At 43.8% G+C, this 22,418-nt stretch carries 21 protein-coding genes; 11 read left to right on the top strand and 10 right to left on the bottom strand.

Translation table 11 applies throughout. The features are described from left to right. On the bottom strand, positions 1–885 hold the full coding sequence (gene gluQRS, locus A3774_RS12665) for a tRNA glutamyl-Q(34) synthetase GluQRS (protein ID WP_067868101.1): 885 nt from the start codon (positions 883–885) through the stop codon (positions 1–3). Positions 886–930: 45 nt separating this feature from the next. Beyond that, entirely contained in the window at positions 931–1,359 is a 429-nt protein-coding gene (dksA, locus tag A3774_RS12660; RefSeq protein ID WP_067868099.1) for an RNA polymerase-binding protein DksA, read from the bottom strand. A gap of 278 nt (positions 1,360–1,637) precedes the next feature. On the opposite strand from dksA, the gene A3774_RS12655 reads away from it, so the two are divergent. Continuing rightward, positions 1,638–2,804, top strand: a complete 1,167-nt coding sequence (locus A3774_RS12655; protein ID WP_067868191.1) for a pyridoxal phosphate-dependent aminotransferase — start codon at positions 1,638–1,640, stop codon at positions 2,802–2,804. Beyond that, positions 2,801–3,502, top strand: a complete 702-nt coding sequence (gene sfsA, locus A3774_RS12650; protein WP_067868097.1) for a DNA/RNA nuclease SfsA — start codon at positions 2,801–2,803, stop codon at positions 3,500–3,502. The genes A3774_RS12655 and sfsA overlap by 4 nt, the downstream gene beginning before the upstream one ends. An 8-nt stretch (positions 3,503–3,510) precedes the next feature. On the opposite strand, the gene A3774_RS12645 is transcribed toward sfsA, so the two are convergent. Beyond that, on the bottom strand, positions 3,511–3,828 hold the full coding sequence (locus tag A3774_RS12645; RefSeq protein WP_067868094.1) for a Rieske (2Fe-2S) protein: 318 nt from the start codon (positions 3,826–3,828) through the stop codon (positions 3,511–3,513). After that, complete coding sequence (locus tag A3774_RS12640) at positions 3,828–5,363, bottom strand: bifunctional aminoglycoside phosphotransferase/ATP-binding protein (RefSeq protein WP_067868091.1); 1,536 nt, start codon at positions 5,361–5,363, stop codon at positions 3,828–3,830. Before A3774_RS12640 ends, A3774_RS12645 begins: the two co-directional genes overlap by 1 nt. 163 nt (positions 5,364–5,526) lie before the next feature. Between A3774_RS12640 and mrcB the strand changes: the two genes are divergently transcribed. Together mrcB and A3774_RS12630 are read left to right on the top strand one after the other, a co-directional pair. Then, positions 5,527–7,770 carry a penicillin-binding protein 1B gene (gene mrcB, locus A3774_RS12635; protein WP_331709320.1) on the top strand — a complete coding sequence of 748 codons (2,244 nt, stop codon included), beginning with the start codon at positions 5,527–5,529 and terminating at the stop codon, positions 7,768–7,770. After that, positions 7,758–8,366, top strand: a complete 609-nt coding sequence (locus A3774_RS12630) for a tetratricopeptide repeat protein (protein WP_067868085.1) — start codon at positions 7,758–7,760, stop codon at positions 8,364–8,366. The genes mrcB and A3774_RS12630 overlap by 13 nt, the downstream gene beginning before the upstream one ends. 80 nt (positions 8,367–8,446) lie before the next feature. On the opposite strand, the gene A3774_RS12625 is transcribed toward A3774_RS12630, so the two are convergent. From A3774_RS12625 to A3774_RS12610, 4 genes are read right to left on the bottom strand one after another with little or no spacing between them, the layout of a single operon-like run. Further along, positions 8,447–9,046, bottom strand: coding sequence for a hypothetical protein (locus A3774_RS12625; protein ID WP_067868082.1), 600 nt, complete (start codon positions 9,044–9,046; stop codon positions 8,447–8,449). Then, positions 9,046–10,326, bottom strand: a complete 1,281-nt coding sequence (gene hemL, locus A3774_RS12620; protein WP_067868079.1) for a glutamate-1-semialdehyde 2,1-aminomutase — start codon at positions 10,324–10,326, stop codon at positions 9,046–9,048. Before hemL ends, A3774_RS12625 begins: the two co-directional genes overlap by 1 nt. A 20-nt stretch (positions 10,327–10,346) precedes the next feature. Continuing rightward, on the bottom strand, positions 10,347–10,976 hold the full coding sequence (thiE, locus tag A3774_RS12615; protein WP_067868076.1) for a thiamine phosphate synthase: 630 nt from the start codon (positions 10,974–10,976) through the stop codon (positions 10,347–10,349). 20 nt (positions 10,977–10,996) lie between these two features. After that, positions 10,997–12,721 carry a chloride channel protein gene (locus tag A3774_RS12610; RefSeq protein ID WP_067868073.1) on the bottom strand — a complete coding sequence of 575 codons (1,725 nt, stop codon included), beginning with the start codon at positions 12,719–12,721 and terminating at the stop codon, positions 10,997–10,999. 572 nt (positions 12,722–13,293) lie between these two features. On the opposite strand from A3774_RS12610, the gene A3774_RS12600 reads away from it, so the two are divergent. The 6 genes from A3774_RS12600 to A3774_RS12575 all read left to right on the top strand — a co-directional run bounded on the left by A3774_RS12600 (position 13,294) and on the right by A3774_RS12575 (position 17,964). Next, on the top strand, positions 13,294–13,677 hold the full coding sequence (locus tag A3774_RS12600; protein WP_067868067.1) for a hypothetical protein: 384 nt from the start codon (positions 13,294–13,296) through the stop codon (positions 13,675–13,677). Positions 13,678–13,753: 76 nt separating this feature from the next. Further along, on the top strand, positions 13,754–14,959 hold the full coding sequence (gene hmpA, locus A3774_RS12595; RefSeq protein ID WP_082792436.1) for an NO-inducible flavohemoprotein: 1,206 nt from the start codon (positions 13,754–13,756) through the stop codon (positions 14,957–14,959). 155 nt (positions 14,960–15,114) lie between these two features. Beyond that, the gene (locus A3774_RS12590; protein ID WP_067868064.1) at positions 15,115–15,543 is read left to right on the top strand and encodes an Rrf2 family transcriptional regulator; all 429 of its coding nucleotides are present in this window, start codon (positions 15,115–15,117) and stop codon (positions 15,541–15,543) included. Positions 15,544–15,863: 320 nt separating this feature from the next. Next, positions 15,864–16,898 carry an N-acetyl-gamma-glutamyl-phosphate reductase gene (gene argC / locus A3774_RS12585; protein WP_067868060.1) on the top strand — a complete coding sequence of 345 codons (1,035 nt, stop codon included), beginning with the start codon at positions 15,864–15,866 and terminating at the stop codon, positions 16,896–16,898. A 162-nt stretch (positions 16,899–17,060) separates the two neighbouring features. Then, complete coding sequence (gene erpA / locus A3774_RS12580) at positions 17,061–17,417, top strand: iron-sulfur cluster insertion protein ErpA (protein WP_067868057.1); 357 nt, start codon at positions 17,061–17,063, stop codon at positions 17,415–17,417. Positions 17,418–17,511: 94 nt separating this feature from the next. Then, on the top strand, positions 17,512–17,964 hold the full coding sequence (locus A3774_RS12575) for a DsrE family protein (protein ID WP_067868054.1): 453 nt from the start codon (positions 17,512–17,514) through the stop codon (positions 17,962–17,964). A 9-nt stretch (positions 17,965–17,973) separates the two neighbouring features. Here the strand turns inward: A3774_RS12575 and A3774_RS12570 are convergent, their stop codons facing one another. Together A3774_RS12570 and A3774_RS12565 are read right to left on the bottom strand one after the other, a co-directional pair. Continuing rightward, positions 17,974–19,080 carry an anhydro-N-acetylmuramic acid kinase gene (locus A3774_RS12570; RefSeq protein ID WP_067868051.1) on the bottom strand — a complete coding sequence of 369 codons (1,107 nt, stop codon included), beginning with the start codon at positions 19,078–19,080 and terminating at the stop codon, positions 17,974–17,976. Positions 19,081–19,085: 5 nt separating this feature from the next. Next, positions 19,086–20,453 carry an OapA family protein gene (locus A3774_RS12565; protein WP_067868048.1) on the bottom strand — a complete coding sequence of 456 codons (1,368 nt, stop codon included), beginning with the start codon at positions 20,451–20,453 and terminating at the stop codon, positions 19,086–19,088. Between the two features lie 207 nt (positions 20,454–20,660). Here A3774_RS12565 and tyrS point away from each other — a divergent pair, with 207 nt between their 5' ends. Further along, entirely contained in the window at positions 20,661–21,959 is a 1,299-nt protein-coding gene (gene tyrS, locus A3774_RS12560) for a tyrosine--tRNA ligase (protein WP_067868044.1), read from the top strand. Positions 21,960–22,418: the final 459 nt, after the last annotated feature.

Raw genomic sequence — 22,418 nt, 5'->3', positions numbered from 1 at the left:
TTATTCGCTCCTATCGACCGGTTTGGCTAGCGTTTGGCTAATCTTTTCTAGATCCCAGTTTTCAATTCCCCAACGAATAATTTCATCTCTACTTGCATCGAGTAATTCGCTCGGTGGTTGTTGGTCTAGAAATACAAGCACGTTGAATAGGGAGGGAACGAGATTATCTAACTTCAGCGCGGGTGCAAATGTTTGTTTACTGAGCTTTTGGCCCTGTGTGTTACTCGCGACAGGGATATGGGCATAGGCTGGTGTTGGATAATCGAGTAGTTGTTGTAGGTGGATCTGTCGCGGAGTTTCATTGAGTAGATCTGAGCCTCTAACCACGTGAGTCACTCCTTGTAGATAGTCATCAACAACGACTGCGAGTAGATAAGCGTATAGATTATCACGCCGATAAACAACGAAATCACCGCTCTGACTTAGGGAGCTAAGGTATGGGCCTTGGATTTGGTCATTGAAACTGATCGAGATGTTTTTACATTTAATACGAATGGCACATTGTGCGTCGCTGTTAGGGGGATTTAACAAGCAGTGACGGTCATAAACTGTGCTGTTACTGCGCGCTAAAATCTCTTTTCGTGAACAATCGCAGCGGTAGGCATAGTGTTCTGATAATAGGGTATCTAGAACATCTTGGTAGTAGTTGTGGCGCTGACTTTGAAAGCTTATTTCTTCATCCCAATAGAGGCCAAAAGCATCGAGAATTTTTGGGAATTGCTCTTTTGCACCCGTTTGTTCGCGGGGTGGGTCAAGATCTTCAATGCGAAGTAGCCATTTGCCGTCGTTAGCTCGAGCGTCAAGGAAGCTGGCAAACGCGGCGATTAGCGAGCCAAAATGAAGAGGCCCTGTTGGGGATGGGGCAAATCGACCGATATAGGTCACAAGGTTTATCCTAAAGAGCCAGCCTTGGGCTGGCTCTATATCGGACTAGCGACCGAGTTGTTTTTCTTTAATCTCAGCCAACGTTTTGCAATCGATGCAAAGTGACGCTGTTGGACGAGCTTCAAGACGGCGGACACCTATTTCAATGCCACAAGCATCGCAGTACCCATATTCATCCTCATCGATAAGATCCAATGATTCATTGATTTTTTTAATCAACTTGCGTTCACGGTCACGAGTTCGAAGTTCGAGGCTAAATTCCTCTTCCTGACTGGCTCGGTCACTTGGGTCTGCAAAGTTGGATGGCTCTTCCCGTAAATGGTGAATAGTGCTGTCCACCTCTTCCATGAGTTCTTGTTTCCAAGCCCCAAGAATATTGCGGAAGTGCTCTTTGTGCTTTTCATTCATGTACTCCTCACCTTCAGTAATCTGGTAAGGATCAAAATGTGTGAAAGATTCGCTCTTGTTTGGCATAAGCGCTGCCTCACTCTTTTGCGTAAGCCATCATTAGGATGACTTCACTTGCCCGTGTTATTAATGCAAGAAATGCATTTAGCATGAAAGGCAGGCAAATTACCAGATGCGCTGCCGTTGTGCTAGCCCTAAATTTGTTCAATAGACACCTAAGAGTAATAAATCAGGCTTGATTTTTGCTTTAGCCCTTGAAAGTAGAGGCTTGCGGCGTTGTTTTGATTATTACTGTGTTGAATCTAGGTATACTTAACTTATTTGTTGTGGAATCAGGAATCAATATGAGTTTTCAGCCTTCTAAGCGTGTTGCTGAGATCGAAACCTTTAAAGTAATGGACCTCTTAAAGAGAGCTAAGCAATTAGATGCGGCTGGATTTGATGTAGTGCATATGGAGGCCGGCGAACCTGATTTCGCTGCCGCTCCTGCGATAGCTGAAGCCGCAAAAGCAGCGATCGATAAAGGCTTTACCCAATATACACCTGCGGCGGGTATTCCTGAGTTACGTGAAGCGATCAGTCAGTGGTATCAGCATAAATATAATCTAGATATGTCAGCGGAGCGAATTATTGTTACAACGGGTGCGTCTAGCGCATTGTTAATGATTTTTTCATTGCTTACCGATGCGGGCGATAGTTTTATGATGGCTGATCCAGGTTATCCCTGTAATCGTCAATTTTTACGCTTCTTAGAAGCTAAGTCTCAGCTTGTACCTGTAGATGCGGAACAGAATTTCCAACTGAATGCCGAATTAGTTAAACAGTATTGGCGAACAGAAACCGCAGGTGTGTTACTCGCCTCTCCTGCGAACCCAACGGGGGCTGTTGTACCTTATGACGAGCTAGTTGCTATTGCTGCCGAGGTTAAGCGGCAACATGGTTCGCTTGTAGTGGATGAGCTTTATCACGGTTTGACCTACGAGGCGGATACGCCTTCGGTATTAGCAATTGATCCCGATGCTTTTGTTATTAATAGTTTTTCTAAATATTTTGGTATGACCGGCTGGCGGTTAGGTTGGCTGGTAGCTCCTGCTGAGGTAGCGCCAGAATTAGAAAAACTCGCACAAAACTTAATGATCTCTCCTCATACGATCTCCCAATATGCGGCATTAGCTGCATTTGAACCTGACACTATTGCTCTTTTTGAAGAACGTAAAGATCAGTTTAGGTTACGTCGAAATCTGCTTGTTAAAGGGTTGAGGGAATTAGGTTTTTCTATACCTGTTATGCCAGAAGGAGCCTTTTATGTTTATGCGGGGGCGCAACATCTAACCGATAATACCTTTGATTACTGTTGGTCGTTATTAGAAGAGAATCATATTGCTGCCACCCCTGGATTAGATTTTGGCCGCCATCGCTGTAATGAATATATACGTTTTTCGTACACTACGGGCTTGGACCGAATAGAGTTGGCACTTGAACGTTTAGAGAAAAGGATTAAAGGTTTATGAAGCTAGATAATTTAATTCAAGGCCGACTAGTTAAACGTTATAAGCGGTTTCTTGCAGATATAGTCCTTGATAATGGGGCTGAGGTTACCGCTCACTGCCCTAACACAGGTTCAATGAAAAATTGCGCGGATGAAGGTAGTCAGGTTTGGGTGCTTGATAGCCAAAATGAAAAGCGAAAGTATCCCCTTGGTTGGGAGCTTGTTGAGGTTGAAGGTCGATACCTTGCCTGCATCAACACTGGACGGGCCAATAAACTGGTTAAGGAGGCGATAGAGAACGGTACGATTAAAACCTTGCAAGGCTATGAGTCCATACGACAAGAGGTTAAGTATGGGGAAAATAGTCGTATCGATCTATTGCTAGAAGATCAGGAAAAAGGACGAGTCTGGGTTGAAGTTAAGAATGTCACGCTGCTCGAAGAGGATAATCTAGGTAGTTTTCCTGATGCTGTTACGGTGCGGGGTGCGAAACATCTACGTGAGCTGATGGCGATGGTCGGGCAGGGGGACCGTGCAGTTATGTTATTTTGTGTGCCCCATACAGGTATTGAGCGTGTCAGACCTGCAGATCATATAGACCCTGAATATGGGCGTTTGCTCCGAGAAGCTAAAGCGGCGGGAGTTGAGGTGATTGCCTATGGTGCTGATATCAGTGAAACACAGATTAGTCTTGTACGTGAATTACCGGTCGTGCTTTAAATATCCTTTTAAAGATCAATCAGTATGTCATCGCCTTGGCGGATAAATGCAATTTTATTAAGTTGATCTTCCACGCAAGGCCCTGCGATACATTCGCCTGTATCGATTTTAAATAAGGCCCCGTGCGTTGCACATTGAATAAAGGTTTTTTCATAATCTAAAAACTGATCGGGCTGCCATTCCAGTGGAATGCTGCGGTGGGGGCAGCTGTTTTCGTATATGTAGATCTCATTTCGATAATTTAAAGCGACTAGCTTTTTGCCTTGGATCTCAAATCCTTTAGCATCCCCTTCGGGAATATCTGAATAGGAGCATAATTTGATCATTAAAAAATAACTTCCTGGATTCTAAGTTGCTCTAATAATCGGTTGATTGCATCATCATCATCGGTTTCAACGATAACGGTGATCTTCTCTTCTTCAGGTGTTAATGGCTGCTCATGCTGTTTTTGCTCTTGCATTACCGAAATGTCAGCGTCTGAGGCATCACTTCCTTCACTTTCTCGGCGTTTTAGGCGAGCTTCTATTAGTTTTTGTTCGCATTGACAGCTAATGATTCTGATCGGGATGCCGCGTTTTTTAGCGAGATCAATATAGCTCTGTCGGGTGCGCTGGCGAATAAAGGTGGCATCAACAATAACGGAATAGCCGTTATGCAGTAGATTGGAGCTTGTATCAAACAGTAAATTGAAAGTATGAGCGTTCATCTTAGGGCTATAAAGCTCAAGTTTTTCGCCTTTTAGACTCAGTTCCCTAAAGAGACGTTTACGCTCAACATCGGATCGAATCCTAATAGTGTCTGTAGTATCAACAAGCTGCTGACTTAAATGACTTTTTCCGCTACCTGATACACCATGCATTAAAAACAGGGTGGGTTTAGGTTTATGTACATAATAATCGGTGAGGCGGAGGTATCGCCGCAGGCTGTTCATATCATGCATATCACCTAATACGGAAACCTTAGCGCGCACCATTGAACGGTAGGCTTTGTAGAAATTCAAAAGCGGTAGGGCTTGGTAGTCACCACTAATCTCTAAATATCTATTGAGGCAACGGTTAGCCCAGCGGAATTCTCCATTTGCTTCTAAGTCCATCAGTAGAAAAGCAATATCACTGATTGTATCTATCCAACGGAACTGTAAATTAAACTCTATGCAGTCAAATAGACGCAGCTCGTTGTTATAAAGCGTGATGTTGGAAAGGTGAAGATCGCCATGACACTCTCGTACATGACCTTCAAGTTTTCGCTGTTGCATGAGAGGCGTTAATTTGCGAAAACGCTGAGCAATGTACATTGATAGCTGTTGAACTTTATCGCAATCATCTAAGTTTGTTGTGTGCTCTAAAGTGTCGAGTATATGTGTGAAGTTGTCTGCTACAACGTCCCAAATAGTATCGGGCTCCCCCCAGGGACTGTCTTGAGCAACAATAGGGACTACACTATGGAATTCGGCAACTTGTTCAGCCAGTGTGTCAATCCAGCTGGCTTCAAAGCGTTGGTTTGCTAAAAGTAGGTCAAGGCGTTGTTCTGTATCGAATTGATGCATCTGTACTGCGTATTCGATAGCTGAGTCGTTGTCTTCAATATCAAAGATCGGCTGCTCTTCAGTGCCGCCAATAGCGATGACCCGTTGATAGATGTCAGGTGCTAGGCGCTGGTTAAGACGTAGTTCTTCTTCACAAAAGTGCTGTCGCTTAAGGAGCGTGGTAAAATCCAGAAAACCAAAGTTTACTGGCTTTTTAATCTTATAGGCATACTTACCCGTTAAGATTAGCCAGGAGATATGGGTTTCTATCAACTCGATCTTATCAACCGGATGAGGATAGAAGTCTGCTTTTTGTAGAGAATCTAACAGCGTCATAAAGGTTCTAATTAATTTATTAGGTCGGGTTAGCTGCTTTTTCGCTAGCCCCAAGGACAGGCATTATACTTAGCGAATGGCAAAAAAGAGAGCACCAAAATCATCAAGTCGAGGTAGAGCATCAAAAAAACCTCGCAGTTTCTTAAAAAAGACACTGTTTTTATTGTTAAAACTTTCGCTGCTAGGCTTTGTTCTAGGCGGTATTGGATTGATTTATCTGGACGTCCAGGTAAAAAATAAATTTGAAGGAAAGCGTTGGGCGTTACCGGCAAAAGTCTATGCGCGACCGTTAGAACTGTACGCAGGACAAGTATTGGATCGTGCAGCGTTAAAACAGGAACTAAAAGGTCTGGGCTATCGTTTTGTGAACCGAGCAGACCGTCCGGGCATGGTTGAGTGGGCGTCCAGTCGGGCACGGGTTTATACGCGAGGTTTTAGTTTTCCTGATAGTGATGAACCTGCTAGAAGGATGATGCTTAACTTCAGCGGGAAGCAGTTAAATTCGATTAGAGATGACCGAGGTAAAAACATTTCCCTAAGCCGGTTAGAACCGATTCTTATTGGCGGTATTTATCCAAAAGATAACGAAGATCGTGATCTGATTCGGTTAGATCAAGCGCCTGAGGCCTTGCTCTCTGCTCTTATTCAAATAGAGGATAGGGATTATTACAACCATTTTGGTATCTCACTCAAAGGCATAGCTAGGGCTATGGTGGTGAATGTCAAAGCAGGTCGATTTATTCAAGGTGGCAGTACCTTAACCCAGCAGTTGATTAAAAATTTCTATCTAACCTCTGATCGTACGCTGGCAAGGAAGTTGATGGAGCTTCCTATGGCTGTGTTACTGGATCTGCACTACAGCAAAGATGAGATTCTTGAGGCATATCTTAATGAGGTCTATTTAGGTCAGGCGGGTTCTCGTGCGGTTCATGGCTTTGGATTAGCGAGCCAGTACTATTTTGCGCAGCCTATTGATGAACTTAAACTTCATCAAGTTGCTCTATTGGCCGGTCTTGTCAAAGGGCCTTCTTATTATGATCCGAGACGACATCCAGAAAGAGCTAAAGCACGTCGGGATCTCGTGTTAAAGGTCTTGCAAGAGCAGGACGTTATTAGCATGAAAGAACGCTTGGATGCAGAGAAACGTCCATTAGGTATAGTCAAACAGCGCAGCTTACATAAAGGGGCATACCCTGCATATTTAGATCTGGTTAAACGTCAGTTGAGAGAAGAATACCCTGAAGAGGTTCTCAACTCAGAAGGATTGAGAGTTTTCACAAGTCTTAACCCAACTGTACAAGCACATAGTGAATCTGCATTAGCAACAACCGTGACAGCGTTGCAGAAACGTTACGGTAAGCCGGTTAAAGAGCTTCAAGGTGGCATGGTTGTGACTGATCCTCAAACTGGGGAAGTACTCGCGCTGGTGGGAGGGCGTAATGCTCGCTATCAGGGATTTAATCGGGCGCTTGATGCGCAGCGTTCAATCGGGTCATTAGTTAAGCCTGCGGTTTATTTGGCGGGGCTAGAGGAGGGCTATACGCTTGCAACCTTACTTGATGATCAACCGGTTAGTGTGCCGTTGCCCAATGGTAAAAGTTGGGTGCCCCAGAACTTTGACCATGTGAGTCATGGCAAGGTCCCTTATTTTCGCGCATTAGCAAAGTCCTACAATCAAAGTACAGCACAATTAGGGATGGCGATAGGTTTAGACCGTGTTATCGATATGTTGCAGCGTTTAGGCATTAGTCGCAAACCGAAACCTTACCCTTCGCTGCTGTTAGGTGCAGAATCAATGAGTCCATTTGAAATTGCAACGGTCTACCAAACCATTGCAGCTAATGGCTTTAGAGCGCCAATGAGAGCGATACGTTTAGTGACGGATTCAGAAGGCGTGGAGTTGTCACGTTATCCCTTTGATGTAAAACAAGTGGTTTCAGCAGAGAATATGCACTTGATCCAATATGCCTTGCAAGCCGTAACGAGGGAAGGGACCGGACGGGCTGTGTACAACCGCCTACCTGCGGCTTTAAATGTGGCCGGTAAAACTGGGACGAGTAATGATCAACGTGATAGTTGGTTTGCTGGTTTTGCCGGTGATCGCATGGCAGTGGTGTGGTTGGGATTAGATAATAACGGTAAGTTACCTTTTACGGGCTCCGGTGGTGCTTTAAAAGTATGGACCGAATTAATGGTTAAAGAGCAACCGCATTCTTTTATGTCAGTACAACCTGAAGGTATTGAGTATCATTGGATTGAAGAAAGTACAGGGTTATTGTCTGCCGAACAGTGTGAAGGTGTGAGACAATTACCGTTCATAAAAGGTACAGCTCCGCAAGAGTATGCTGTGTGTGCTGATAATCAAAAGAATGAATCTTTGGATTGGTTTAAAAGATGGTTCAGGTAGCAATGTTGCAGACAGCAGTTAAGACAAAAAAATCACGTATGAGTACGGCTGTTAAAGCGGGGTGTGTCAGCTTCGCTATATTAGGGTTGGCTGGATGTGTAAGTGGAACAGGAGGCTATCGCCCGCCGGTTGAGGATAGAACTGAGCAAGGCGGTGTTATTCAGCCAGTAGAGTCAGGGTCAACAGGTGTTATTGTAAAACCTGCGGTTGTTAGTGAGAGTCGAACAGAGCAGCAAGTATCTGTGCCTGTACCGACTCAAATGACATCAAGGCCGCAGAACCCTGCTGTGATTGCTTTATTGAAAAGTGCAGATCAGCAGAAACGAAGCGGCTCGATGCAAGCAGCGGAAAGTAGTCTAGAGCGGGCTCAACGGATCGCGCCAAGAGATCCAGAGATTTATTATCAGTGGGCCGATATTCGACGGCTTGAAGGGCAGTGGTCCCAAGCAGAACAATTAGCGCTTAAAGGCACGAATATGGCGATAGGGGATGTAATTATGTTACGTCGGTTATGGTTATTGATTGCGGACATTCGATCGGCTGTGGGTGATAGTGCAGGCGCGAAACAAGCGAAAAATAAAGCGTACAGTTACTAAGTCATAAAGCTGGATCTCATATAAAAAGGGACGTATTAGCGTCCCTTTTTTATGGTTGTTATAGCGGAGGTTATCTACTATTAAATTCTACTTTTGCGCAGTGTTGCGGAGAGCATAAATAAAGAGATGCCTAAGAAAAAATGACTACCGATACTGTTTTGTAGAGAAGGTATCAGAGAGCCTTGGCTGAACACTAATAAGCTCACAGCAAAAAAAATAGCGGCAGTTATACCGGGTATGCGGGCTAATGGAGATGGGGTTTTTAACAGACTAACAACGAGGGCTATTACTGTTAACACCGCCATTATTTGACTATATTGAGCTCCGAAATCAGCCCGTCGAGTGACTTCGAATAGGGCGAATAATGCTAGAAGCCAGCGTCCCCACGCAGGTTTTGACCACTTTAAATTCCACGCCAGGTCGACAAATGCGCTGGCAATGAAGGGAATGCCGGCGAAAAAAGCAAGATTGTCTAGCATCAGTTTTAGTGTCTGTACCTCTTGTGCTGGCAGATATATGAGCAGTGAACCAGCAGCAGAACAAGCAATAAACACCGATGCTAGGCTAATAACCATGCAAGCGCGCTGATCTTTTTGTTCACTAAGATTATAGCTGCGCCGTGCCAAAAGCAGGGCGCCTACAAATAAAAATAGGTCAATAAGTAAGAAGAAAATAGTCATTAGAGCGTCGCAAATACTTTATCTGCGGCAGCAATAGTTGCCTCAATATCTTCTTGGGTATGAGCCGCTGAAATAAAGCCTGCTTCAAATGCCGATGGAGCTAAGTAAATCCCTTGTTCCAACATACCATGGAAAAATGCAGAGAACTTATCAGCATCACAAAGCATTGTTTCTGAGAAGCTTGTCACTTGCTTTTGATCGGTAAAGAATAGACCAAACATCCCACCTACGCGACTCGTTGTGAATGGAACACCATTGGCCATCGCTACGGCTTCTAATCCTTCGGTTAAAAGTTCCACCTTTGCGCTTAACTGTTCGTAAAAGCCAGGCTCTGAAATAGCATTCAACATAGTGAGGCCTGCAGCCATGGCGAGCGGGTTACCTGAAAGTGTACCCGCTTGGTAAACGGGGCCTAAAGGTGCGATATGGGACATGATCTCTTTTTTGCCACCAAAGGCACCGACCGGTAAACCACCGCCAATGACTTTGCCTAAAGTCGTTAGATCAGGTTTGATGCTATAAACCGCTTGAGCACCGCCCAAGGCAACACGGAAACCGGTCATGACTTCATCAAAAATAAGTACAGTGCCATATTCATCACAAACTTCACGCAACCCTTCTAAAAATCCAGGAGAAGGAGGGATGCAGTTCATGTTACCGGCAACAGGTTCAACGATAATGCAAGCGATCTGATCACCGCAGTCGGCAAAGGCTTTGCGTACATTGTCGACGTCGTTATAAGTTAGGGTGATTGTGTGCTCGGCTAGTGAGGCTGGTACACCGGGAGAGCTTGGTTCGCCTAAGGTCAGCATGCCTGAGCCTGCTTTTACCAATAGCGAATCTGAATGGCCATGGTAGCAGCCTTCGAATTTGACGATTTTATCGCGTTTGGTGAATCCTCGCGCTAGTCTAATCGCACTCATCGTTGCTTCTGTTCCGGAGCTGACCATGCGAACCATATCCATAGAAGGCATGATGTCGCAAACTTTATCAGCCATCTCGATTTCGATCTGTGTTGGTGCGCCGAAACCAAGGCCGTTATCTAAAGAGTTTTTGACTGCGTCGATCACGGCTGTATTGCAGTGGCCTAAGATCATAGGGCCCCATGAACCGACATAATCTATATATTTATTGTCATCTTCGTCAAACAGGTAGGCACCTTTACCGCGGTTGAAGAAAATAGGTGTGCCGCCGACGCCTTTAAATGCGCGTACAGGAGAGTTTACTCCGCCAGGGATATGGATTTGTGCGGCTTGAAAGAGTTCTTCGGAACGGGACATCTGTCTATACTCTCTAAAATTCAGTTATTAAATTGCTGGTGGAATTGTTGGGCGGCTGCTTTTATGTCGTTTTGGGCATAAAGCGCGTGAATCACAGCAACCATATCCGCACCGGCAGCGATAATTTTGCTTGCATTATCCACGCTAATGCCTCCAATCGCCACTACTGGTAAGTTAAGTTTTTCTTTGGCTAAGTGGATTAGCTCAAAGGGAGCCGGTTTTGCGTGGGGTTTTGTCTTGGACTGAAAAAAAGCGCCGAAGGCTACATAATCAGCGCCTTGCTGTTCTGCTTTTTCTGCAAGAGTGAGTGAGTCGTGACAGGTTATACCTATAATTGCGTCATTACCTAGCTTGTCTCTGGCCTCTTTTAGCTCGCCATCACTTTGTCCTAAATGAACCCCCGCTGCGCCAGTGCTTAATGCCAGCTCAATATCATCATTAATGATAAGTGCGACGTTATAGCTTTGGCATAGGTTATTCAGAGCGCTTGCTTCATTCTGTCTTTTTACAGAGTCAGAGGATTTGTCTCTATACTGAATGAGGCGGGCGCCACCTAAAATACTAAGTTCAACTTGGATCAACATTTGATCAAGTGTAGGCATAAGTACAGAGTCTGTAATGCCGTATAATCCGGATAAGGTTGTTCGCATATGTAATATTGCCGGTAAAATTAGTTTTCGCGGTAAAACGCTTCAATTTGATCGCGAGTAAGAAGGCCAAGAATCTCGTTGCGATCTGTCACAATGCATAAAGCTTCGACCCCATCTCTAGCCATCTGCTCTAGTGCTTGCTGTAGTGTTGCTTTGCTGTCAATCATACTCGTATCAAGTCTGAGGGCAGGAATTCTAAGTAAATCAATCTGCTCTTCTGGTGATAGTGCTTGTTGTACTGCCGTATGTAAATCGCCAGGAGAGAGTAGTATGTACTTACTCTCTTCTATTATTAGCAGCCAGCTTGGAGAGCTTTCGAGTATTTTACTCGCGCCTTGAGTGGAGATGGTTGGATCGCTATTAATAAAATTACGATTCATCAAGCTTTGTGCTGATGAAGAATTCAGCATTTGGGTGAGAGGCCGGTAGCGATAATCCATTCCTTGGAGATGCATACTGATGACAAAAATGGAGGGCATCCTGAATACATATCTAGCAATAAGGTTGGAGACAACAATTGATATCATCGCTGGAAAGATAATGTTTGGATTGCCGGTTAATTCTAAAATAGCGACTAATGCGGCCATAGGCGCGTTAGCGACGGCTCCCATCATGCTCCCCATGCCTAGAAGGGCATAAAAACCAGGATGCGCAACGGTTTGATTAACTGCACTGCTGCCTAAAATGCCTAATAAACCACCGGCTATAGCTCCAATAAAAAAGGTGGGGCCGATTAAGCCTGCCGGCATGCCAAGTCCCAAGACGATAGGAGTTAATAAACACTTAGCTATAAGTATACCAAAGAGTAAACCCAGTCCTATCTCCCCCTGTAGTGCGGAGGTTACAGTGTCATATCCCATCCCCATAACTTGAGGATAGAAAACAGCTACGCTACCTGTGAGTACGCCTGCCAGCAGAAGTCTAGATTTATAACCAAACGAAGAATGATTAGACCATTGCATTGCTGCTTTCATTAGCGCAATAAAAATTACAGCAAGTAAACCAATGATACCGCCAAGAAACGCCACATAAGGTATCTCCTGCAACGATTCTATCTGCATAGTAGGTACGGTAAGTGCCCAAGCATTGCCAAACATAAACTGCACGACTAATGCACCGGTCGCTGCGGAGACCATAACCGGCATAAAGCCGATTACCGTATACTCGAGAAGTACCACCTCCATAGCAAAAACAACCCCTGCGAGGGGGGTGTTAAATGTCGCGGAAATCCCCGCGGCTGCACCGCAACCCACTAAAATCCTTAAGGTGTTATTGGGTAAGTTCAAGCGTTGGCCAAGCTGGCTTCCGCAGGCCGCACCTAAATGTATAGCTGGCCCCTCTTTACCAACTGAGTGCCCAAATAGTAAAGCGAGGGCTGCCACAAAAAACTGTATTATTGCGTTAGTTATAGGTAGATAGCCCTGATGGTAAGCCATGCGTTCAAGGAGGTGAGTAATACCAACCTTTCGATTGAGGGGTGTGACCCTCGATAGAATAGCGATCAGTACTAGGCTGCCGATAATGGGCAGAAGAAAATGAAGCCAAGTGGGTAGGCCTTCAAAGTTTTCACTGTCTTGATTAGGTAATAGGTGCTCTAACGGTGTTTCAAGTAGTGTTCGGAATGAGCCTAATACTAAGCCGCAAATGAGGCCGCATAGGATACCTAATATTACCATTTGTGGGAGCGCTTCACCGTATGCTAGACGATGGCGAAACTGCTTCATGGAAAATGTGTTTCGAAACATTATATTTATTACTTAATTGAGAGGCCTTGGCTTGGCGGCTAGATCTTAGTATACGTTAACAGTACATCAACGCTAAGTGCTTGTGATGTGGTTTTTTTGATGTGGAACTATTATAGCCATCAAAATAGTATGTATATGTTAAATAAGGAGGGGGTTGAGGTGTAAAAATCGCCTGTAATTAGGGCAGCTTATTCTAAGGTTTTTGTATGCCTCAACTGATAGATAAAAAATATGAGGTATTTTTTATTGAAGTGCCTACCTTATGGATTTAACTCAATACATGGGAAATATAGATTTTTGCTGTTATACCGAAAAGTGTTAGGCCCGTTATTAAGCCTAAAAAAATAACGCGTCCTTCTCTATTCGCTCCTGCCTTAAGTGATACGTGCCATACGCTCCAAAGTTTAAAAACAATCATTCCTATTACTGCAAAAAAGACAAAAATTTCCCCTGTAGACCAGATGACCATAGTGTACTTCCTAATAATATTCATTTGACATGAATATTACATCCAAATAACATGTATTTCAAATGAATGTTATGGTTTTTGTGTTTTGGGGTGGAGCTAGGTTGTGAAAAGATCAGAAATTCTTAAGCCTTTAAGTCGAGAGCATCATATGGCATTGGTTCATGCAAAACGGCTGTTAGCGTTTTCTGATCAAGAGGCTAAAGCGATGCTGGATTATTGGTGCGAAGTGAAAACAGTCGTGCTTGCTGATCTTAATCGTCACTTCGAAGAGGAAGAGTGCTTAGTTCAGGATGTTAATGAGCCATTGTTGGCCCGTTTTTATGATGAACATCGACAATTACGAACACTGATGCACGCCGATAATGTTAAGCAGCTGAGGATCTTTGCGATGCTGCTGACTGATCATATACGTTTTGAAGAACGGGAACTGTTTCCGTGTTTGGAAAGCGTTCATTACGCCAGACTATGTCGAAATAGAGAGGGTTAACATTTAATTTTAGTGCTCCTCTATTTCTATCTAAATGAAATAAAACCTCAAATTTTATAGATCAGTAAGGGTGATTATGCAAACTGAAACAATGACCATTGTAAAATCGACTGTGCCTGTTATTCAGGCATCAGGTGAAGCTATCACAAAGCATTTTTATGAGCTGCTATTTGCAGAAAATCCAGAACTGCAGCATGTTTTTAATATGGCCAGTCAGGCCAGTGGGCGTCAGCAATCAACCTTAGCGGCGGCTATATTAGGCTATGCCGCGAATATTGATAATCTTGGGGCATTAGGCGGGACGGTCGAAAAAATTGCGACTAAACATTTTAGTCTTGATATTTCCCCTGCTCAATATGAGATCGTCGGACGAAATTTGCTTAAAGCGATTCGAGATGTGCTTGGTAAAGAAGTGGCTACTGAGAGTGTATTAAAGGCTTGGGAGGAGGCTTATCAGCAGTTAGCGAAGATTTTGATCGGGCGGGAGCAGCAACTTTATGCAAATGCTGAAGCTGAAGGCTGGATTGGGTTTAAGGCATTTAGTGTGAGTAATATAGTTGAGGAAAGTGACGAGATTCGTTCAATCTACCTGAAACCGGTAGATGGTGAACCGCTCCCTTCTTATCGTGCTGGGCAATTTCTCAGCGTTAAGATAGTTAACTCAGAGTGGGAGCATGAAGAGATTCGTCAATATAGTCTTTCTGACAGCTGCTCCCCTGATGAATATCGTATATCTGTTAAGCGGGAACCAGCGCCGACGGCTGAGATACCAGAAGGGCGGGTGTCTAACTACCTGCATACGCAGCTTGAGATAGGTAGCCATTTAGCTATTCATATGCCAGGGGGTGATCTGTTTTTGAAAGACAATAGCCGGCCTGTTGTATTGATTAGTGGTGGTGTTGGTATTACGCCGATGCTGAGTATGTTAAATGAGCTGGTGAAGAGTCAGGATACGCGCGACATTGTCTGGCTTCATGGAACCCGTAATCGTCATACCCATGCGTTTGGGCAGCATATAGCGAAATTGAAACGGGACGTTCCTGGATTAACGGCACTCACTTTTTATGAGGATGTTGCGGGGGCCCAAGAGGGGGTTGATTACGATAGTCAGGGTTATATTACGTCTGATTGGATTGAGCGTTGCTGTCCGATTGATGCTGAATATTATTTTTGTGGGCCTCTGCCCTTTATGAAAGTCATTTATCGTCAATTAAAGGCGCAGAAAATCGATGATAATCGACTTCATTATGAAGTTTTCGGGCCAAGTGAAAGTCTGAATTAATTATCATAGATACAGGTCGAGTGTCGTTAGAAGCTACTGCGTTTTTTTGATATGGATATTATGAGCACTTCTGCTATTGCGTGACAATTAAACGGGGTATAGTTGCCTATATCCCGTTTTATTTATTAGAGATATTAATCGTTTCAGGAGTGTCTATGAGATTAAGCGCTTTTACCGACTTTGGTTTGCGAACCTTGATTTATCTTGCCAGCCTAGAGGAGAAGCGATTAAGCAGTGTGGCGGAAGTATCCGCTGTTTATCAGGTATCTCAGAGTCATATGGTTAAAGTGATCGGGCAGTTGGCAAAGCTAGGTTATGTGCAAACTATTCGTGGTAAAAATGGTGGAATCCGATTAGGGGCTTCTCCAGAGATGATTAATATTGGCGAGGTTATAGAGCAGCTGGAAAACCACCTAGATGGTGTGGACTGCCTGTCAACTGACTGTCAGCTGCTTCCCTGTTGCGAGTTGAAAAAAGCGTTAGTTGAAGGAATGAAGGCTTTTACGGATACCATGCGGAAATATACGTTGGAGGATTTAACGGCAAATAAAAATGAGCTGATTCCGTTGCTGCTTGTGAGCTGAGCGGGCTGAAAGCTCCTTGATTGTAAGGTGTATAGCTGTTGAATTTTTCTCTCCTGTGTTTGTTAGACGATACTCGTTCCCCATCTTTTTCCCTTAAGTTATTCTCTGTAAAGATAATTTTTTAGATTCTGGTTAGATTCAATTTGGCATATATAAAAAATAATGTTGCTTCATTTGATTTGGTGCGTATTTCATCGGTAATCTTTGTTTATGTAAGTATTTCTGCGGGAATCTATTTCAAATTATCGATTTAGTAGTTATTGAATTATAGCTTTGTAGTAATATATATAATCGTTTTTTAAACTCGATGAGAGGTTATTGTGATTAAGGTAGGTATTGTCGGTGGCACAGGGTATACAGGCGTAGAATTACTACGGTTGTTGGCAAATCATCCCGAAGCTGTGGTTGAGGTAATCACTTCTCGATCTGAAGAGGGAATTAGCATAGCTGACATGTATCCTAATCTCCGAGGTATTTATGACCTTAAGTTTTCAGTGCCTGATGTTAAAACGCTAAGTGCATGTGATGTCGTGTTTTTTGCTACTCCTCACGGGGTTGCCATGAAGATGGCAGCAGAGCTTATAGATAATGGTGTCAAAGTTATCGATTTAGGTGCAGATTTCCGTATTAAAGATCTTGATGTTTGGTCTCAATGGTATGGTATGGAGCATACGTCTCCAGATATGGCTGAGCTGGCTGTTTATGGTTTACCTGAAGTGAATCGGGAGCAAATCAAAGAGGCTAAATTAATAGCCTGTCCAGGCTGTTATCCGACAGCAACGCAGCTTGCTTTTCTGCCGCTACTGGAGAATAAACTTATTGATCATCGTCGTCTTATTGCTGATTGTAAATCCGGTGTGAGCGGTGGCGGGCGCGGAGCCAAAGTCGGCATGCTTATGTGTGAAGCTAGTGAAAGTATGATGGCCTATGGTGTTCATGGGCACCGTCATCTACCTGAAATTAAGCAAGGCTTGGCGCTGGTGGCTGAAAGACCGGTGAATCTGACCTTTGTCCCCCATTTAACACCGATGATTCGGGGTATTCACTCTACGTGCTACGGAGTTTTAAAAGATCCGGTTGAGCATGATCTACAGCGTTTGTTTGAAGAGCGTTACGCCGATGAGCCGTTTGTTGATGTGATGCCTGCGGGTAGCCATCCCCAAACGCGGAGTGTTAAAGGCGGCAATATGTGTCGTATTAGTATTCATCGCCCACAGAATGACGATACTGTGGTCGTGCTTTCGGTTATCGATAACTTAGTAAAAGGTGCTGCAGGTCAGGCGATTCAGAATATGAATATTATGTTCGGTATTAATGAGGCTTCAGGACTAAATGTTGTCGGCTTAATGCCTTAATACTTGACTAAATTGGTTGGTTAAGGTGATAATTACACTCTACCTGTGGGTAGGGTGTATATTAAAAGATCGGTATATGTGCTGAATCAAATACCGAAATAGTCCCTGTGCTCATATACTAAGTACCTAAAAGTACCTAAAAAGTACCTAGAAGAAGTATCTATGATAGAAACTGTCGATCCAAGCCTAGAGTCTCCTATGTTGTTTACTGAGGCTGCGGCTGCAAAAGTACAATCTCTAATTGATGAAGAGGAAAACGATAACTTGAAACTACGTGTGTTTATCACAGGTGGTGGTTGTGCTGGTTTTTCTTACGGTTTTACCTTTGATGAGCAGGCTGCGGAAGATGACACGGTGATTGAGCGTAATGGTGTTACCATGGTTGTCGATCCTATGAGTTTTCAATACTTAGCGGGCTCCGAAGTCGATTTTAAAGAGGGTTTGCAGGGATCACAGTTCGTTATTAATAACCCAAATGCAACAACAACTTGTGGTTGCGGTTCTTCCTTCTCTATTTGATCCTGATCATTAGGGCTATGGATGATTGATTCATAGCCTATTCATATCTTCTCTGCTCTGATATAAAAGATAAGTATCTCTTTAAGGAGCGCGTATGCGTCTTTTATTTGCGAGTTTTGTTTTTCTGTTCTCTAGTTTTTGTTCGGCTGATACTCTGCCGCAATCTCCTGTGGCTCCTGAGGTTGCGAATCCACATTATCTAGCGCTAATAAAAACAAACTCCCCAAGTGAAGTTGAGATGCTTTTTCAGCGGGCAAGTATGCTTGCGGATGATGTCGATAATTTGAATGCATATGAGCCTATTGTTTTTGTCTTGCATGGTGATGAGGCTCACGCGTTCCGAAATCGTAATATGGAGCAATATAAAGAGTTACTAGATTTAGCTGAGCGGCTTGAGAAGAAGCATGTTATTGATATTCGTGTTTGCGAAAGTTGGATGCGAATGAATAATGTGGATCGTTCGGAGCTTCCAGATTTTGTTGATACCGTGCCATTAGGTCCTGCAGAAAAAGAGCGGCTTCGTCGCGAAGGATACATCTATTTTTAGTTGGTCGAGCTAAGTTTGATAGATTGCACCTAAAATTCGCTCTCCTTTTGCGCCGGTTACGCTGGGCTTATTTCCTGGACTGCTTTCTATACATTGCTTGGCAAGCCAAGCAAAAGCTGCCGCTTCCATCCAATCAGCATCGATTCCTGCATCATCCGTCGTGCAGACTTTGTTGTGGGGGAGTAATTCTTGTAAGCGATTCATAAGGGTTTTGTTTCTGCTTCCGCCGCCACAGACTAATAATTCAAATGTTTTGCTGGGAATATACTTGTTGATCGAATCCGTTACTGTTCTTGCCGTCAGATCTAAGAGAGTGGCTTGTACATCTGCGGCTGCTGTTGAGTAAGGTTTCAATTTGCGACTTAGCCAGCTTAGATGAAACTGCTCTCGTCCTGTGCTTTTGGGTGGCTTTTCGTGAAAATAAGGTAGCTGTAACAGGTCGTTGAGCAATTTTTCATCACAGTTTCCAGTCTGCGCCCATGCGCCATCCTTATCGTAAGGGCAGTCCTTAGCTTGTGTGATCCAAGCATCCATTAGTACATTGCCAGGGCCTGTATCAAAGCCGAGTACATCTTCTGTGGCTATTGCTGGTAGATAAGTTAAATTTGCCATTCCGCCAATGTTAAGCAGGATTCGGTCGCGATTAGTTGTTCGGAAAATCTGGTCATGAAAAGCTGGAACTAAGGGAGCACCTTGGCCGCCAGCGGCTAAATCTCTGCGCCTGAAATCACTGACGGTGGTTATGCCTGTATTTTCAGCGATGATATTTGCATCACCTATCTGTAGTGTGTAGCTAAATTCAGGACGGTGTCTGATAGTTTGACCGTGACTACCTATTGCGTGGATCTGCTTTTTATCTAAGCCTTGGTTGTGGATAAGTGAGTTGGTCGCTTTGGCGAATAGCTGGCCCAGTTCAATATCAACTAGGCCCATAAGATCGATTTCATTATCGCCGGGTTGGGTTAGCTGCAAGATCTTTTGTTTAAGTCGCTCAGGGATTGCTTCTGAGTGAGTGGCAATGAGTTTCAATTTAGGGTTGAAGCTAACCGCAGCAACATCAATGCCGTCTAGGCTCGTTCCTGACATAAGGCCAATGTAGATATCAGGAGTACCCATAACCGTTACTGTTTTTGCATATCAAGGGCTGCCAATGTTGTTGCCTGATAAGTTTCAAGCTGGGCAAGCAAGGCGCTAGCTGTTGATTTAAAGGTCGTGCGTTCGTTCTCGGCTATTGGGAGTGCTTGCGGTAGCTTAACGGTTAATGGGTTCTTATGGACACCATTAACGCGGAATTCGTAGTGAAGGTGGGGGCCACTTGCTAATCCAGTTTTGCCAACGAAACCGATAACCTGTCCTTGTTTGATGCGAGTTCCTGTTTTTTGTCCACCCTTAAATTTACTCATATGTGCATAAAGTGTGGTTATATTGCTGCCATGTTGAACGATAACAACATTACCGAAACCGCCTTTTTTCCCTCGGAATATTATTTTTCCATCGCCTGCAGCTTTTATAGGTGTTCCTGTGCGTGCAGCATAATCAACACCTTTGTGGGCTCTTATGCGATTAAGTACAGGGTGTTTTCTGTTTAAGCTGAATTTAGAGCTAATGCGAGCAAAGCCGACGGGGGCTCTAAGAAATGCTTTGCGCATGCTGTAGCCTTCTGGCGTAAAATAACTACTGTCGCCTTCTGAATTGGTATAGCGTAGCGCAGTGAACTTGCTGCCTCTGTTTATAAATTGAGCGGCAATAATGGGGCCTTCGCCTATTTTCTTTCCGTCTAAAAACTTCTCTTCGTAAATTAAGCTAAAGCTATCACCTTTTCGGATATCAAGTACAAAATCTACATCCCAGCCGAAGATGCTGGCAAGCTCCATAATCTTTTTGCCGGAAAGCCCTGCTTCCTCGCCTGCTAGAAATAAAGAGTCCTGAATAGTACCGGCAGTATATTTGTGCTCAATATCGGGTTTACGTTCAATAATATCAATATTGAACCCTGTAGGTGTTTTCGTGACAAGTGTGTGCTTAAGCTCTGATTCCCGGTGGCGAAGTTTATGTAGTTCACCTTCCTTTATAACAAAAGATAAGGTTTGACCAGGGAATAAGCGAGTGAATGATTTAGAGCCTTTTGCTGCAGAGGCGACGTTATATACGTCACGAGCAGTTAAGCCTGCCTTTTTGAACATCGAAGTAAGATTGTCACCACTGCCAATCGTGTAATCAACCCAGTTTTCCTCAATGGGGAGGGGCATCACTGGCGATTCGATTGTTTCTGCATCGTTTGGGGCGTTATTTGTATTAGCAAGTTGAGTTGCACTAGGTGCTACTGTTTCAATGCTTTGTGGTGTTGCCGGAATACTGCCACGCGTAGCTTCAACATTTTCCGAAGGAAGTAACATTAATGTCAGGCCTAGAATAAAAACACAGGCACTAACCGCAACTAGGTGAACCGTAGGAAGTTGTTTTTGTAACTGTTTCAAACGATATGGCACCCTAGTCCCCTTTAGTTGGTGTCTGATTAGATAAACGCTGTATTATGCCATTCTCATTACAGAATGTCGGCTTTTTCGGTCAAAACTTAAGCCTAGCTGAATTAAACCAGTAAAAATAATTGTCTATAGCTATTTGTTTGCTTGCTCGCTGCCGTTAAAATAGCCTCCTTATTTTCTAATATCCACCTTTAAGGTTAAGCAAAAACAATGAGTGAAACACTATTACAAGATCTAAAGGCGCGCGGTTTGGTTGCGCAGATGACCAGCGAAGATGAGCTGGAAAAACATCTATCTGAGGGTAGTGTGACGCTTTATTGTGGTTTTGATCCGACTGCTGATAGCTTGCATATAGGTAGTTTGGTACCTCTATTAACGCTCAAGCGTTTTCAAGAGTATGGACATAAACCGTTAGCGCTTGTGGGTGGGGCGACAGGCCTTATTGGTGATCCAAGCTTTAAGGCACAAGAGCGGAAGTTAAATGATGATTCAACCGTGGCGAACTGGGTTGAAAAGATCAGAGCGCAAGTGAGTGCGTTTATCGATTTTGATTCAGGTAGTAATAGTGCTGAGGTTGTTAACAACTTAGATTGGACGCAAAACATCGATATCCTTACCTTTCTGCGTGATATAGGTAAGCATTTTTCTGTCAATCAGATGATTGCAAAAGAATCAGTTAAGCAGCGTATTGATCGTGAAGGTGAGGGTATCTCGTTTACCGAGTTTACTTATATGATTCTTCAGTCCTATGATTTCCAGCAGCTTAACCAGTCCCGTGGTTGTAGCTTGCAGATTGGTGGGTCGGATCAGTGGGGTAATATCACCGGCGGTACTGAATTGACACGTCGCATGAACGGTAATCAAGTTTTTGGTTTAACATTACCTTTAATTACCAAATCAGATGGCACGAAGTTTGGTAAGACAGAGTCTGGTACGATCTGGTTGGATTCTTCTAAAACATCACCTTATGCGTTTTACCAATTTTGGTTGCAAACGGCAGACGCTGATGTATACCGTTTCCTCCGCTATTTTACTTTTTTGTCTGTCGGTCAAATTGAACAGATAGAAAAAGAGGACGAAGCGCGCGAGGGTCGCCCAGATGGGCAGAGAGTCTTAGCTGAAGAAGTAACACGTCTAGTTCATAGCGAAGAGGGGCTTGTCGCAGCTAAACGTATAACTGAAGCTCTGTTTTCAGGCGATACATCTACTTTAAGTGAGCAGGATTATGCCCAGTTGGCTCAAGACGGTCTTCCTTCATCTGCCTTGGATGTGGCAGCAGTTTCCGATCAGCCAGTAACGGCTATTTTGGCCGATGCGGGAATGGCGCCTTCAGGTAAGCAGGTAAAAGATGCTTTGCAGCGAAATGCGGTTGTTGTTAATGGAATAGCTCATGGCATGGAAGATAATATGAATGCTGCAGGTATGTTTGCTGCTGAAAAGGCGCTTTTTGGTAAATACTTTTTGGTGAAGTTAGGTAAGAAAAAGCATCATCTATTCGAATTGGTGTAAGCGTTAAGCCCTGATTGTTAAGATTATAAGGAAAAGCCGCTCAATATAGAGCGGCTTTTTTGTGTCTGGGGATGAGTAGCGCTCTATTTTGATCGCTAAATAATCAATTTCGCCCCGATTTCTGCTTAATCCCACTTTTTTGCCTTTATTTTACAGTTTTTTAGTTTTGCCTGTTGACGTTGTTTGGGAAGAGTCTATAATTCGCCGTCCTTGCTAAGGGAGGCCTGCAAAACAGCGCTGAATGACCTAAGTAAAGGTTGAATTAACTCCTTGAAAACCTTTGGTTTTGTTGGTTTTGATTTGAAAGTTTTAGAGTTGATTGTTGTGTTGGAATTGATTGAGAATTAATTCAGAAAAACACAAAATAACGGTTGACTTTAAGGCGGCGCAAAGTAGAATATGCGCCTCGCTTGAGACGAAACGCTTCGCAGCGTTAGGTTGGTTCCAAGCAACGCTCTT

It is taken from the genome of Neptuniibacter marinus (assembly GCF_001597725.1).
Lineage (GTDB): Bacteria > Pseudomonadota > Gammaproteobacteria > Pseudomonadales > Balneatricaceae > Neptuniibacter > Neptuniibacter marinus.
This window is presented reverse-complemented; position numbering and strand designations above follow the sequence as displayed.

What these genes read in the sequence shown, in the direction of transcription:
- erpA (WP_067868057.1), top strand. Translation starts at nt 17,061, where the DNA reads ATGATAGAAACTGTCGATCCAAGCCTAGAGTCTCCTATGTTGTTTACT.
- hmpA (WP_082792436.1), top strand. Translation starts at nt 13,754, where the DNA reads ATGCAAACTGAAACAATGACCATTGTAAAATCGACTGTGCCTGTTATT.
- A3774_RS12575 (WP_067868054.1), top strand. Translation starts at nt 17,512, where the DNA reads ATGCGTCTTTTATTTGCGAGTTTTGTTTTTCTGTTCTCTAGTTTTTGT.
- A3774_RS12640 (WP_067868091.1), bottom strand. Translation starts at nt 5,363, where the DNA reads ATGACGCTGTTAGATTCTCTACAAAAAGCAGACTTCTATCCTCATCCG.
- A3774_RS12570 (WP_067868051.1), bottom strand. Translation starts at nt 19,080, where the DNA reads ATGGGTACTCCTGATATCTACATTGGCCTTATGTCAGGAACGAGCCTA.
- A3774_RS12610 (WP_067868073.1), bottom strand. Translation starts at nt 12,721, where the DNA reads ATGTTTCGAAACACATTTTCCATGAAGCAGTTTCGCCATCGTCTAGCA.
- A3774_RS12645 (WP_067868094.1), bottom strand. Translation starts at nt 3,828, where the DNA reads ATGATCAAATTATGCTCCTATTCAGATATTCCCGAAGGGGATGCTAAA.
- A3774_RS12625 (WP_067868082.1), bottom strand. Translation starts at nt 9,046, where the DNA reads ATGACTATTTTCTTCTTACTTATTGACCTATTTTTATTTGTAGGCGCC.
- A3774_RS12590 (WP_067868064.1), top strand. Translation starts at nt 15,115, where the DNA reads ATGAGATTAAGCGCTTTTACCGACTTTGGTTTGCGAACCTTGATTTAT.
- A3774_RS12630 (WP_067868085.1), top strand. Translation starts at nt 7,758, where the DNA reads ATGGTTCAGGTAGCAATGTTGCAGACAGCAGTTAAGACAAAAAAATCA.
- sfsA (WP_067868097.1), top strand. Translation starts at nt 2,801, where the DNA reads ATGAAGCTAGATAATTTAATTCAAGGCCGACTAGTTAAACGTTATAAG.
- hemL (WP_067868079.1), bottom strand. Translation starts at nt 10,326, where the DNA reads ATGTCCCGTTCCGAAGAACTCTTTCAAGCCGCACAAATCCATATCCCT.
- A3774_RS12655 (WP_067868191.1), top strand. Translation starts at nt 1,638, where the DNA reads ATGAGTTTTCAGCCTTCTAAGCGTGTTGCTGAGATCGAAACCTTTAAA.
- thiE (WP_067868076.1), bottom strand. Translation starts at nt 10,976, where the DNA reads ATGCGAACAACCTTATCCGGATTATACGGCATTACAGACTCTGTACTT.
- dksA (WP_067868099.1), bottom strand. Translation starts at nt 1,359, where the DNA reads ATGCCAAACAAGAGCGAATCTTTCACACATTTTGATCCTTACCAGATT.
- tyrS (WP_067868044.1), top strand. Translation starts at nt 20,661, where the DNA reads ATGAGTGAAACACTATTACAAGATCTAAAGGCGCGCGGTTTGGTTGCG.